This is a genomic window from Thermonema sp., assembly GCF_026003375.1.
GTDB lineage: Bacteria > Bacteroidota > Bacteroidia > Cytophagales > Thermonemataceae > Thermonema > Thermonema rossianum.
The window spans coordinates 586,136-599,070 of sequence record NZ_BPHD01000003.1 but is presented as its reverse complement, the minus strand read 5'-3'; the positions used below and the strand labels follow the sequence as shown (position 1 = coordinate 599,070).

Here is a 12,935-nt window from a genome sequence, read left to right as displayed (position 1 = left end):
TTTAGAGGTGATTTCAGATAATTGCACTTGGAAGTTGTCCCCGTAGTTTAATGGATAGAACAGGAGTTTCCTAAACTCTCGGTGCAGGTTCGATTCCTGCCGGGGGCACTATTTTTTGACAGAAAGGGAAATACGCACGCACAAACCTTTGTCGCGCTCGCCGCTGACAGATATGCTCCCGCCCATGGCCTCTGCCTTCACTTGTGCCATATATAACCCCATCCCCTTCCCGGAGCTGCTGTGAAAGGTCTGGTAAGGATGCAGTATTTTGGAGTGGAAAGCATCGACATCCAAGCCCAAGCCGTTGTCTTCTACCTCTATTACATGAAAGTCGCCTGACACAAACACCCGGACACGAATAACAAGCGCTCGTGCAGGATTCCGGAAGCGAAAACAGTTATCCAAAACGCTTTCAAGAATATCTGTCAAATAGGTACGATTGGCATGAACCACACTCACTTGATATTCTTCCTCCAAAGAAAAAGGGAAAAGATAGCGCGTCTTTAAGCCCTGCAGTACTTCGGCTATTACCTCCTGCACCGGTACCAGCTGTACTTCCACCAAGCCTTCTGAACGTATGGCTACGATTTCGTTCAAATCGCGCAGAACCGCATCGGCTTCATAAGCCGACTTTATTACTGACTGCACCAAGGTATCTACCGAAACGCCCACAGCTGCTGTCGCTCCCCCCTTGCTTTCCATCTCTATGAGCTGCGCCAAACCCATCATGCGTGCCAAAGGCGCCCGCAGGTTATGTGCCAAGGCAAAAGCATAATCTTCTACCTGCCGTGCATATTGCAACAAACGTTCGTTCGATGCCTTCAGCTCGGCGGTACGTTCTGCCACACGCTGCTCCAGCTCGGCATTTAACTTTTTGATTTCATTTAACTGCTGTTCTATTTGCTTGCGCTGCTCCGCCAACTGAATACTCTGTTGCAACAATTCTTCATTTTGCGTTTCTATTTCTTCTTTTTGCTGCTGCAAGTTCTGCAGCTTCTCTTGCAGGTCTTTTTGCAAATGCTCGCTTGTGTTTTGATACAACTCGGCTTTTTCTTCTTCTATTGCCAAGCGTTCCCGCATTTGAGCGGTTTGCCACAAAGCATAGCGGTGAAACAAAGCCAATACGAAAAATAAACTCTGCAGCAGCACACTCACCTCTGCCCAATGATAACGCGCAAAAAACAAACTGTTACCCGTCAAGGCTGCCATCACATACACCCCCATGCAGAGCGAATAGATGCCCCAGCCTATCATCAAAAAAAACAGGGCACGCTCGCCCCGCCGCCAGCTTAACCATACCAGATAAGTCATTACGACATTCATCAAAACAGCAAGGCTGCCTGCCAAAGCAGAAATGAGCGCATAAGAAAAAAGCCAGCTTCCCCACAGGCACGCCAAACCGAATCCCAAATAAAACTTCAGGGAAACTCCCCCCCAAGCCGGCATGTGTTTGCGGGGCACCAACGTGCGCACCAGCCCCACGGCGCCAATAATCCATATACCAATAGCAGAACTCAAAGCTAATTTTGCACTTGCCGCCGGCAAATGAAACCACCACTGCGGAACACCCGCACTAATGCTCAATGTAATGCCGGCACCCAATAGAAAAAGGGTAAAATAAAAATACACACCTTCTTTAAAGTAGCCCCATGCCAAGCAGGACAACAAAAAAAGCAAGGCAGTAAAGCCGGTTGAAAGACCGTAGAACAGAAAATAGGCAGCTTCTTTCTGATGCAACTCTTGCGGCGACAGACAGTAAACGGGCAGTACCAGCGGTGTTTCAGATCGTATTTTCAGCAGAAAAGCAGCAGTAGTATCCTCTATTGCACAGCGGGGAAATATCGATATATGTTGCTGCCCGGCGGCACTGCCCCAGCACGGTTGCCACCGCCTCCCCGCCACGTCTTTTTTAAAAAACACGACTTCATCCAGGAACGCATTCCCTACAGCTATTACCCGCTGCCACCCCTCCTTTTCCGGCAAAACGACCCTTACCTTGAGCCATACTTCCTTATGGGGCAATACCCCCAGGCTAAGCCCCTTGGCCGGCACGGCTTTCCAAGGCAAAGCAGCCTGCTCAATAGACTGCACACGGAAACTGTCGGCCGGCAAAACTACATAATACATCTCCATCCGGGGCTGTGAGCTAAGCTTTTGCCTTTGACACCCGCCCAGTATCGCGCTTAAAAACACCCATAGCAGGGACAATATGTAAGTATAGAAAAGCCTTTTCCGGTGCCGCACAGATAGTTTTTATTTTGTATTTTTAATGTAGTAGCTTCGCCAATTCCCGGGGGAATTTCCCGCGAAGAGAAGGTGCTCAGAATTTCATACTTTTTACCTATAAAAGCAAGAAAATGCAGCAAATTGTTCTCTTTATTTCGTTACTGTGGACGTTGGCAGTCATTCCGGCGGCTGCGCAAAGTGTGCAGGCCGACATCGCCGGGGCGGTCAATCAAGTATCTGTTAGCCGCCTGCAAGCGCTCCTGCAGGAATATGAGCAACTGGGTATTAAGAACATAGGTAGCCAAAATCTGGAAGCCACGCGTGCGTGGATAAAACAGTGCTATTTGGACATGGGCTACGCCCCGGAGCAAATCAGCGAGCACGCCTTTTCTTATACCCAAAAAAACCTGTATAACATTGTCATTACCAAAGAAGGCAGCCTGTTCCCTCACATTTACATTTACTTGACCGCCCACTACGACAGCACGCCCAATGGACCGGGTGTCAACGACAACGGCAGCGGCACCGTGGCGCTACTCGAAATTGCCCGTATCATACAATCTTGGAACCTGCCCTACTCGGTACGCCTGGTGCATTTCAGCGCCGAAGAAGTAGGACTCGTAGGCAGCAAGCGCTACGTATCGGAAGTGGCTGTTCCCCGGCACATCGCCATCCGGGCACTCATCAATTTGGATGAAGTGGGCGGCGACAAAAACAAAAACAATACTTTTGTGCATTGCGAGCGCGACGAAAGCAATACTTCTACGGTAAACAATGCCATTTCGGCACATTTCACCCAAAGAATGGCAAACATCACGGAACTGTACACTTCCCTAAATGCCGTGGTCAGCCATGCCTATGCGTCGGACTATATGCCCTTTGAGGCAGCAGGCTACAATATCATGGGCTTTTATGAAAGCTACCAAACGGCACACTATCATAGCAGCACCGACTTGCTGCAAAATATGGATGTCCCCTATTTCCACAAAGTGGTGCAGGCTGCCCTGGCTACCCTGCTGCATTTTGCCGGCGAAGTGCCCCCCCAAATCGAGCGCCTCAGCCCACAAGCCGGCGACAGCCTCTACCGGTCGCAGCCGGACAGCCTGCTCATAGACTATGACCGCCCACTGCAATACTTTGGCGGCAAGTTGCAGATTCACCGTAGCTCAGATGACCAAGTGGTGCAAAGCATCACGCTTCAGCAAAATCATATTCAAGGGAAGTCAATCAAAATAGCTTTGAGTGAAAAGCTTGCTCCCGGGCAGGGCTATTATGTGACCCTCCCCTTCGGTTGGGTATCCGGTGCAGACGGCATCCTTACCGACTCACTGGGCAAGGGGCAATGGCAATTTTATGTTAAAGACGAAACCCCTCCTGCCGAACCCGCCTCCCCGCCACTCAACAACGATACGCCGCAACCGCAAGGGCTGCAGCTATATCCCAATCCGGCGGGGCAAGAGCTGCACATTCAACTAAACGGCGTAAAGCCGCAGGCCACCCTCCGGGTGTTCAATAACGAAGGTAAACTCATACATGAGCAATCTTTAACAAGCACGGCAAACATCCGCTTAGATATTTCTCAATGGGCACGCGGCGTGTATTTCATCAAGGTGGAAGCGAAACAAAAACAATGGGTGCGACGCTTTGAAAAAGTTTTTTAAAATAAACCAAACTTTCGTATCGTTGTTAACAAAAGTATTAAAACCTCAAACAATATGCATAAGCTATACACTTTACTCATATCCGGCTTGCTCTTTTGCTTGGCAAGCCACGCCCAAAATCCGGCGCCGGCGCCGGCACAGAGCCGTCCGGTAGTGATAGAAAACACTACTTTGCACCTGGGCACCGGACAAGTCATGCAACATGCCTACCTGGCTTTTGAGCAAGGCAAAATTACGGACATCAGCCAAGACCCCATCCGCATCGAAGGGGCAGAAGTCATCGACGGGCGTAACAAGCACGTGTATCCCGGCTTTATTTTGCCCAACACAACGCTCGGCTTGCGTGAAATCGATGCGGTGCGTGCGACCTTGGACTTTGCCGAAACCGGGCAGTACAACCCCAATGTACGGGCGCTGGTTGCCTACAATACCGATTCGGAGATTATCCCCACTGTGCGCCTCAACGGTGTGCTGATTGCACAAACGACGCCCCGCGGTGGGGTTATCTCGGGCACTTCGTCTATTATGATGCTCGACGGATGGACATGGGAAGAAGCCGTGCTGAAAGCCGACGACGGCATTCACCTCAACTGGGTGCCTATGTTCCGGCGCCGCGGCTGGCAGAGCCCCATTGAGCCCAACAAAGAACGCAGCAAGCAGCTGCAATACATAGAAGACTTTTTTGCCGAAGCGGCAGCCTATGCCAAGCAAAGCCAAGCCGGGGAAGTAAATTTAAAATTTGAAGCCATGCGTGGCTTGTTCGACGGCAGCAAAACACTGTATGTGCACGCCGACCGGGCACGCGAAATGGTGGAAGCCGTTCAGTTTGCAAAAAAAATGGGCATCCGCCGCGTGGTGTTGGTTGGAGGCACCGAAGCATGGCTCATTGCCGGTTTTCTGAAAGAGCACCAAGTGCCGGTATTGCTCAACCGGGTGCATGACCTCCCCCCCTATGAAGACAGTGACGTGGACCATTTCTATAAGCAAGCAGCGCTTTTGTTCCGCGCCGGTGTTTTGGTAGGCCTGCAGTATGCCGGCGATATGGAAGCCATGGGAAGCCGCAATTTGGGCTTTACGGCCGGTACGGCGGCGGCTTATGGCTTGGCCCCCGAAGAAGCATTACAGTTGATTACCCTCAACAATGCCCGTATTTTGGGCATAGACAAGCAGACAGGCAGCCTCGAAGTGGGCAAAGATGCTACGTTGTTCATTTCCCGCGGCGATGCCCTCGACATGCGCAGCAATCAAATAGAGCGTGCCTTTATTCAAGGTAGAGACATTACGCTTGAAAGCAAACAGACCCGCTTGTATCATATTTACAGCAAAAAATACGGTTTGAGAGAATAGAAAAACTTTGCTTGTCTTTTTTGCAAAAAGCGACTGCCGGCAAGCTGCCGTGAGTAGTCGCTTTTTCTGTTTTTCCTGAAAAAAGTCAAACCGCTGACCAAGTTTGTTTTTCAAAGAAGGTATCTTTCGTGCAAATGAAAATGCTTATTGTCATGCATAGCCACGAAACGAAAGACAAACTTGCTTTTTGGCAAAACAACAACTGGGAACCGGAACTGTTCATCTCCGGTGGGGCTATTTTTGTACTTATGCAGTTGAACGAATGGTTGCACAGATTCAGCACACTGCTTTTTGAACAAAGTGGCTTTTTTGAAAACATTCTCATCTTTCACTTTGTCATTACGGCTATTCAAGCCCTTATTTTTGGCTTTGGCTTACACTTGATTTGCCGTGGCTTTTGGGTGGCTATGGTAGGTCTAAGCATTGCCTTTCCGCAAGACATACGCCCCGAAAAGCTTCCCCAACAAGAGCCTTTTCGCAGCTTCATTCAGAAACACCTAAGCAGCAATCGCGCTTTCATAGAGAAACTACACCACACGGCCGGGCTGGTGTTTGGCTTGTCGGTATTGTCGGCATGGGTCATCTTGAGCATATTCACGGTATTGCTGGCACTGGTGCCCCACACAGGCTTGCGTTATGCGCTGGGCGAATCGTGGTTTTTGCTGCTGCGCCTTGCCGCCGGCTTCTTGCTGTCTGCCGGTCTTCTGTATCTGCTCGATTTCATTACTTTCGGTTGGTTAAAAAAGCAGGCAGGCATTGCCCGGCTTTACTACCGGGTTTACCGCTTTTTTTCTTTGCTTTCTCTGGCTTTCTTTTATCGTACGGCTTACTACACCATTGCTACCAACATTAAGCGCTGGAAGTTTGACCTGTATTTGCTGGTGTTTGTCAGTATTGCCGTGCTCAGTACGGCTTACACTTATGGCGGCTTGATTCATTGGGGCAATCCGCTGCATTACCTTCATCTTCAGCAAAACAACGAGCAAATAGAAGCCCGCTTCTATGATAACTTGCGTCCTGAAGGGGCACTTATTGAACTGGCAAGCATTCCTTCCGATATAGTTGACGAGCCGGTGGTGCGCCTTTTCGTCGTACGCCAAGGGTACATAGAAAGACTGGCAGGCATTGACCCCAAACAAGCCAATATCTCTACCCTTGCGCGACATTACCGCGTTTCGCTCAATGGCAAAGCATTTGATGCTTTACAGTGGTTTTACTTTACCCACCCCCAAACCAAAGAGAAAGGCATAGCCACCTACATTCCACTTCATGCCCTTGCCCCCGGCTTGCATACGCTCGCCGTTCACTTGCCCCGCCTGCCGAATCGCTTCCGGCAGGGCTACGTGCAGATTCCTTTCTACAAGAGCACTCCGGCTGAGGGGCAGCCAAAAACTCAACACTGACAATAAACAGGCGGCTTGCCCGGCATTGCCACACCAACAACCTACCCTCTTTTGCTTTGTGCCAGCAACTCACGGGCACTCTGCAGTGCCGAAGGCGATGGCTGCTGTCCACTAATCATCTGCGCGATTTCGTGCACTCGCTCCTCGGGGCTCAACAACTTCAAGCGGCTGAAGGTGCGGCTGCCTGCTTCGTCTTTATAGACGTAATAATGTGCATCGGCAAGGGCAGCAATCTGGTGCAGATGGGTAATGGCTATCAACTGATGTTGTTTGGACATGTCGGCCATCATGCGTGCTACCTTCATGGCGGTTTCGCCCGAAATGCCCGTGTCTATTTCATCCAAAATCAAGGTGGGCAAGGCTGTTTTTTGCGCCAGCAGATATTTGATGGCCAGCATCAAGCGGGAAAACTCCCCGCCGGATGCCACCGCCTTCAGGGGACCCGGTGCAATACCTTTGTTGGCACTGAACAGCAGCTGCACTCTGTCTAAGCCCCCCTCATAAAGCACCTCACAGGGCTCTACCAGCACTTCTACGGTAGCATGCGGCATGGCCAGCTCCTGCAGAAGGTTTACCAACGCTTCTGCCAAGGGGGGGGCATGCTCCCGGCGGCGTGCCCGCAGGGTCAGCGCCATTTCCTGCAATTGCTTTTCTTGGCGCTTGATATCCTCTTCGAGCGCTTCCAGCTCCTCGCGCGATACCGATGCCTGCTCGATGCGCCGCGCCAGTTCCTCTTTGCGCTGCAACAGCTCTGCCTCGCTGTTTACTTTATGTTTTTTTTGCAGGGAATAAAGCAGGTCCAAACGCTCTTGAATACGCTGCACCTCACGCGGGTTGACTTCTACCTCTTCCACGGCGTCGGCTATGTCGCGGCTCAGCTCGCGCACCTCAATCAAGACGCTTTCGGCACGTTCGTGCAGCTCGCCAAAGTCTTCGGAATAAGAGCGCAAGCGTTTGAGCGCTTCCACGGCTGTCAGCAGCACACTTTCAGCCCCGTATTCTTCATTTTCCAGGGCTTGCATGGCTTCGGCTGCCGCCTGCTGAATGGCTTCGGCATGCTCCAGCTTTTCCAAACGCTGCTCCAGCTGCTCCTGCTCCCCCTCTTCCAGCTGTGCCTTTTCCAGCTCCTGCCATAAAAAGCGTTCATAATCGAGTGCCTGCTCTTGTCGTTCTATTTGTTGCTTAAGCACTTCATAGCGCTGCAGTGTGGTGCGGTAATGGGCAAAACGGCGGCGATATTCATCCAACAGCGCCCCATTACCGGCAAACGTATCGAGCAAAGCAAGCTGGTAAGCCCCCTCGCCCAACAAAAGATGGTCATGCTGCGAGTGGATGTCTATCAAGCGGCGCCCCAAAGCCTTCAACACCTCTAAAGTTACGGGGGTGTCATTGACAAAAGCCCGCGACTTGCCGGCGGGGCTAATCTCGCGCCGCACAATGGTGAGCGCCTGATAGTCCAGGTCATGCTCTTCAAAAAGCGCCTCCAGCTGATAAGGTGCCAAATCGAAGGTAGCCTCTACAATGCACTTCTCTGCCTCATTCATCAAGGCTTTTTTGTCGGCACGCTCGCCCAAGAGCAAGCCAATAGCCCCCAACATGATGGACTTGCCGGCGCCCGTTTCGCCGGTAATGACGTTCAACCCACGATGCGGGCGCATCTCCAATTGCTCAATCAGGGCATAATTGCGTATAGACAAGTGAATAAGCATGAGCCAATGTTTTTGGATGTTTTTATGAAGCCGGCAGGTCGTACCATATTTCTTGCAATTGCCCCAGCTCAAAAGTCAGGCGCTTGCCTTTGCTGTCTATGCCTGAAAGCTCTTGTGCGTCGAGGCGATCCGCTTGTATGGTCCACACCCGTCCTTCGTTGTCAACAAGGTGCAGATGTGGCGTAGGCAGTTCTGCCCACCGCCGGGGCAAGTCTTCGGGCATTATATACGCCAAACGTTTAGGCATCGTTCAACGGTTTTGTATTTGTAAGCTGCCGGCGGCATTTTGTCCAAATGCTTGTTGAAACAAAGGTACCTTGGGCGGGTCCACACGCCGGAATATGTCCGTTACTTCTTTCTGCTGCTGCGCCGGTATTTTTTTCAAAATAGAAGCCAGCTCCTGCGCCTTGGTGTCGCTGAGTACTGCCAACAGCAAGGCGTTGGGTTTCAAACGGGCGGCTTCGCCCATGCTGCGCACCAGCTGCATGGCAGCCTCCACGGCGGCTTCGGGCTTTTCGGTGTAGTAGTCCAAGCCTTTGCGATGATACACATAATACGCTTGCAAGACGGGCTGCAGTTGCTGGCTCAACAGGTTTTCTGCCAGCCAATAGCGGTTGCGGACGTCACCACGCCGCCACCCCACATTGCCTGCGGTCTGTGCCAGATTCACCAAGTTGTTCATCTTTTGCACCCACTCATCGCCGCCCTCTTCGGCAAACGAATAGCCATCCATGGCCAGCACAAAATAGGCATAATAAGCCAGCATGGCAGTGAGGTCGTCGGTAAATACATTTTCATTAAAAATCAGCTGTTGCCCTTTTTGAAAGCGGAAATTAAACTGACGGTCCACGTAAATAAGCAAAGGGGTTTCGTAATCGCTATTGTACACGGGGCGTAGTGCCCGAATCTGAGCGGTAGCTTGGTAGTTTCCGCTGTTCACGTCGCCCTGGATAAGCGTAATTTCCAGCGTACAGTCAATGCGCTCTTCGGGCAAATAGGCATCGGTGCCCCAGCTGCGCTCGTTCATGAACACCGTAATTGCCTGCTCCATTTCGCGAAAAATGCTGCGCTCGGTGGTCTGTGCCGTCTGTATTTGCTTGTCGTTCACAATGACACGGCAGTTCAGCTCCTGTGCAGAAGCTGCCGGCACGCTTACAAGCAACGCAATAATAATGATGAGTATTTTCTTTTGCATGAGACAAAGAGCATTTCTGCCAAGTGGTGAAGTTAAAAAACAAAGCCCGCTCTTGCAAGCGGGCTTCTTCACAGCTTTATTTTACCAGTTTTTTGTAACGGAAGCGTCGTATTTCATCGCCTAAGCGCTGACGGCGGTTTTCTTCGTATTCGCTGAAGTTGCCTTCGAACCAATAGACTTGGGCATCGCCCTCGAAGGCCAGTATGTGCGTACAGATGCGGTCAAGGAACCAGCGGTCGTGCGAAATCACCACGGCACAGCCGGCGAAGTTTTCCAAGGCTTCTTCGAGTGCCCGCAGGGTGTTCACATCCAGGTCGTTGGTGGGCTCGTCCAGCAACAAGAGGTTGGCTTCTCCTTTCAGCATCATAGCCAAGTGCACGCGGTTGCGCTCGCCCCCCGACAGGTTTTTGATTTTCTTCTCCTGGTCAGAGCCCGAGAAGTTGAAACGGCTCACATAAGCCCGCGCGTTCACCTGGCGGTTGCCCAGCTGAATGAGTTCGTTGCCGCCGGAAATGGTTTCAAATACGGTTTTTTCCGGGTCAAGCACGTCATGCTCTTGGTCCACATAAGCCATCTTCACGGTTTCGCCAATGGTGATGGTACCGGCATCGGGCTTTTCTTTGCCGGCAATCAGTTTGAAGAGGGTGGTTTTACCTACCCCGTTGGGACCAATCACGCCCACGATGCCACCGGGCGGCAAGGCAAAGGTCAGGTTTTCGAATAGCAGCTTGTCTTCAAAACCTTTGGTCACGTGGTCAAACTCCACCACTTTGTTGCCCAAACGGGGTCCGGGGGGTATATACAACTCCAAATGTGCTTCTTTCTGCTTGCTTTCTTCGCTCAATAGCTTTTCGTAAGCATTGATGCGGGCTTTGGCTTTGGCTTGGCGGGCTTTGGGCGTCATGCGAATCCATTCCAGCTCGCGCTGCAGGGTCTTCATGCGCTTCGATTCGTTTTTTTCTTCCTGTGCCAAGCGCTGCTGCTTCTGCTCAAGCCAGGATGAGTAGTTGCCCTTCCACGGAATGCCTTCGCCACGGTCCAGCTCCAGTATCCAGCCGGCTACGTTGTCAAGGAAATAGCGGTCGTGTGTGACGGCAATAACGGTGCCTTTGTATTGTTGCAGGTGCTGCTCAAGCCAATGCACCGATTCGGCGTCCAGGTGGTTGGTAGGCTCATCCAGCAAAAGCACGTCGGGCTGCTGTAGCAACAAACGGCACAAAGCCACCCGGCGCTTTTCGCCCCCGGACAAATGCTCTATTTTGGCATCGGCAGGCGGCAGTTGCAGGGCATCCATGGCACGCTCCAGCTTGCTGTCCAAGTTCCACGCATCGAGCTGGTCCAGCTTTTCCTGCACTTCCCCTTGGCGTTCAATGAGGCGGGCCATCTCCTCATCGTCCATGGGCTCGGCAAACTTCATGTTGATTTCTTCAAACTCTTTGAGCAGGTTTACGACTTCCTGCACCCCTTCTTCCACTACTTCCCGCACCGTCTTGTTTTTATCCAATTCCGGCTCTTGGGGCAGGTAGCCCACACTGTAACCCGGTGACCACACCACCTCGCCTATGTAGTCTTTATCGACGCCCGCAATGATGCGCAAAAGCGTGGATTTACCCGAGCCGTTCAAACCAATGATGCCAATTTTGGCGCCGTAGAAGAAAGATAAATAGATGTCTTTTAACACATAGCGGTTGGGCGGATATACTTTACCCACCCCCGACATAGAGAAAATAATTTTTTCGTTGCTCATACAAGCCTCTTTGATTTGCTGTTGTTGTCAAATGTGCTGCAAGTTAGCAAATTTTGCGCTCATGCGCCCGGCTTCTGCCTCTTGCTCACACCCCTTGCATGCGGCATAAAAGCAGCCAAGTAAGATTTATTTTTTCAAAAAAAATTTAGAACTTAGCAAAAAAGTGGAAATTTGCAGCTTATTGCTGCCCAAAAGTGGCAAAAAAAGAACGGATTGCCTTGATTCGTTTCCTTTTTCGCTTGACAGACCCGATAAACACTTTGAATATTGGCAACCCTTAAAAAGATGTACTACCATGAAGTATGATTTAGAAACCACTTACGGCTATGTAAAAGATGGCAAGGTGTATTTGAAAGGCTACCTTGACTACCCCGACCGTGAAATAGGCTTTGTAAAAGAAACCCCTGAAGCTGCCATTGAGTACTTCGAAAAGCGCTACCAATTAGCCGTAAACAAGGTGGAAGAGCTGAAAAAACAAATAGAAGAAGCCGAAAACAAAGGCTCTTACTTAATGAAGCTCTTGCACCTGCGCGAATATCTTTTGAAATTCAACGGTTTGGGCGACTTTCCCAGCCTGCTCAAGCAACTCGACGAGCTGGAGATTTACCTGCGTGAAATGATTGCCCAAAACCGCATCAAAAATCTTGAAATCAAGCGTGAAATACTGAAAGAGCTGGAAGATATTGCCCAACAACAAACCAACTGGAAGGCCAACAGCGAGCGCATTCAAGATTTAAAAATGCGCTGGATTCGTACCGGACCGGTGGATGAAATCTATGAAGAAGAGCTCGAAGAGCGCTTCACCACTGCACTCAAAACCTTCTTTGCCAACCGCAAAGAGTTCTTCCAAACCAAGCGGCAAGAGGAGAAAGAAAAAGTCGATCGCTATCGCCAGCTCATTCAAGAAGTCAACGACCTGAAATATTCCAACGACTTCGAAGCCGTGGCCGAGCGCATCAAAGAAATTCAAGCGCAATGGAAAGAGGTAGGCAAGGTGTCGCAAAAGCGCATGGTCAAGCTGTGGAAGCGCTTCCAAAAGGTAAACAATGAGTTTTTCCACCGGTACAAGCAATACAAAGAGGGCGTGCCCGTAGAAAATATTCAGCCGCTCAACATGGATGAATACATACGGGTAAGACAAGCCGAATTTTGCAAAGAGATGGAAGCTTTGGTGGGCATCAATACGGATGAGTCTATCCAACGTGCCAAGTTTTTGCTGTCGGAATGGAAAAAGCTCACCCAAGACCCGCGCCTGCTCGACAAAGCTTTGGCACGGCGTTTCCGTCTCATCAGCGACCGTGTGTTTGAAGAAAGTTATTTGATGCGTGTGGTACGCCGCAAATATCCGGACTTTGACTTCAAGCCCGAAGAGGACCAATTAAAAATCAAAATCAGCTTTTTGCGCGAAACCATTCGCCGCGATGAGCAGGAAATAGCGGAAGCCGAACGCGACCTGGAAAAAGTACGCGCCTATAAGCCCAATTTCAACCCGCGCACACAACAACGCAAAGTGATGGTGAAGCAAGTGATGCTCAGAGAATTTGAAGAGCGCCTGCGTGTGGTGCTGGGCGAAGAAGAAAACGATAATTTCAAGTTCTTTTAAGCTTCGAAAAAAAAGCACTGCTTTTTGAAACCTTTTTTTGTAAA

General features: G+C 50.7%; 9 protein-coding genes and 1 tRNA gene. 5 read left to right on the top strand and 5 right to left on the bottom strand.

What is annotated here, in order from left to right:
• The first annotated feature begins 36 nt into the window (after positions 1-36).
• Positions 37-108: transfer RNA gene (locus QVE43_RS12320), tRNA-Arg, on the top strand.
• Here QVE43_RS12320 and QVE43_RS12315 read toward each other — a convergent pair.
• Entirely contained in the window at positions 109-2,127 is a 2,019-nt protein-coding gene (locus tag QVE43_RS12315) for a sensor histidine kinase (RefSeq protein WP_288007581.1), read from the bottom strand.
• Between the two features lie 230 nt (positions 2,128-2,357).
• Between QVE43_RS12315 and QVE43_RS12310 the strand changes: the two genes are divergently transcribed.
• The 3 genes from QVE43_RS12310 (at position 2,358) to QVE43_RS12300 (ending at position 6,637) form a co-directional block, all read left to right on the top strand.
• Complete coding sequence (locus QVE43_RS12310; RefSeq protein ID WP_288007579.1) at positions 2,358-3,887, top strand: M28 family peptidase; 1,530 nt, start codon at positions 2,358-2,360, stop codon at positions 3,885-3,887.
• Between the two features lie 54 nt (positions 3,888-3,941).
• Positions 3,942-5,234 (top strand): amidohydrolase family protein, encoded by a 1,293-nt coding sequence (locus QVE43_RS12305; protein WP_288007577.1) that lies wholly within the window; start codon positions 3,942-3,944, stop codon positions 5,232-5,234.
• A gap of 152 nt (positions 5,235-5,386) precedes the next feature.
• Positions 5,387-6,637: a hypothetical protein gene (locus tag QVE43_RS12300; RefSeq protein WP_288007576.1), complete on the top strand. Its 1,251-nt coding sequence runs from the start codon at positions 5,387-5,389 to the stop codon at positions 6,635-6,637.
• A 41-nt stretch (positions 6,638-6,678) separates the two neighbouring features.
• On the opposite strand, the gene recN is transcribed toward QVE43_RS12300, so the two are convergent.
• The 4 genes from recN to ettA form a co-directional block, all read right to left on the bottom strand.
• Positions 6,679-8,346, bottom strand: a complete 1,668-nt coding sequence (gene recN / locus QVE43_RS12295) for a DNA repair protein RecN (RefSeq protein ID WP_288007574.1) — start codon at positions 8,344-8,346, stop codon at positions 6,679-6,681.
• A gap of 22 nt (positions 8,347-8,368) precedes the next feature.
• The gene (locus QVE43_RS12290; protein WP_038030430.1) at positions 8,369-8,593 is read right to left on the bottom strand and encodes a hypothetical protein; all 225 of its coding nucleotides are present in this window, start codon (positions 8,591-8,593) and stop codon (positions 8,369-8,371) included.
• 3 nt (positions 8,594-8,596) lie between these two features.
• Positions 8,597-9,541, bottom strand: a complete 945-nt coding sequence (locus QVE43_RS12285) for a DUF4835 family protein (protein ID WP_038030431.1) — start codon at positions 9,539-9,541, stop codon at positions 8,597-8,599.
• Positions 9,542-9,617: 76 nt separating this feature from the next.
• Positions 9,618-11,288: an energy-dependent translational throttle protein EttA gene (ettA, locus tag QVE43_RS12280; protein WP_288007568.1), complete on the bottom strand. Its 1,671-nt coding sequence runs from the start codon at positions 11,286-11,288 to the stop codon at positions 9,618-9,620.
• 295 nt (positions 11,289-11,583) lie between these two features.
• Here ettA and QVE43_RS12275 point away from each other — a divergent pair, with 295 nt between their 5' ends.
• Positions 11,584-12,891 (top strand): DUF349 domain-containing protein, encoded by a 1,308-nt coding sequence (locus tag QVE43_RS12275; RefSeq protein WP_288007566.1) that lies wholly within the window; start codon positions 11,584-11,586, stop codon positions 12,889-12,891.
• The last annotated feature ends 44 nt before the right edge of the window (positions 12,892-12,935 follow it).

Bases quoted from the DNA above. Each gene is read 5' to 3' on its own strand.
- QVE43_RS12305 (WP_288007577.1), top strand. From the start codon at position 3,942: ATGCATAAGCTATACACTTTACTCATATCCGGCTTGCTCTTTTGCTTG.
- QVE43_RS12310 (WP_288007579.1), top strand. From the start codon at position 2,358: ATGCAGCAAATTGTTCTCTTTATTTCGTTACTGTGGACGTTGGCAGTC.
- ettA (WP_288007568.1), bottom strand. From the start codon at position 11,288: ATGAGCAACGAAAAAATTATTTTCTCTATGTCGGGGGTGGGTAAAGTA.
- QVE43_RS12275 (WP_288007566.1), top strand. From the start codon at position 11,584: ATGAAGTATGATTTAGAAACCACTTACGGCTATGTAAAAGATGGCAAG.
- QVE43_RS12315 (WP_288007581.1), bottom strand. From the start codon at position 2,127: ATGTATTATGTAGTTTTGCCGGCCGACAGTTTCCGTGTGCAGTCTATT.
- QVE43_RS12290 (WP_038030430.1), bottom strand. From the start codon at position 8,593: ATGCCTAAACGTTTGGCGTATATAATGCCCGAAGACTTGCCCCGGCGG.
- QVE43_RS12300 (WP_288007576.1), top strand. From the start codon at position 5,387: ATGCATAGCCACGAAACGAAAGACAAACTTGCTTTTTGGCAAAACAAC.
- QVE43_RS12285 (WP_038030431.1), bottom strand. From the start codon at position 9,541: ATGCAAAAGAAAATACTCATCATTATTATTGCGTTGCTTGTAAGCGTG.
- recN (WP_288007574.1), bottom strand. From the start codon at position 8,346: ATGCTTATTCACTTGTCTATACGCAATTATGCCCTGATTGAGCAATTG.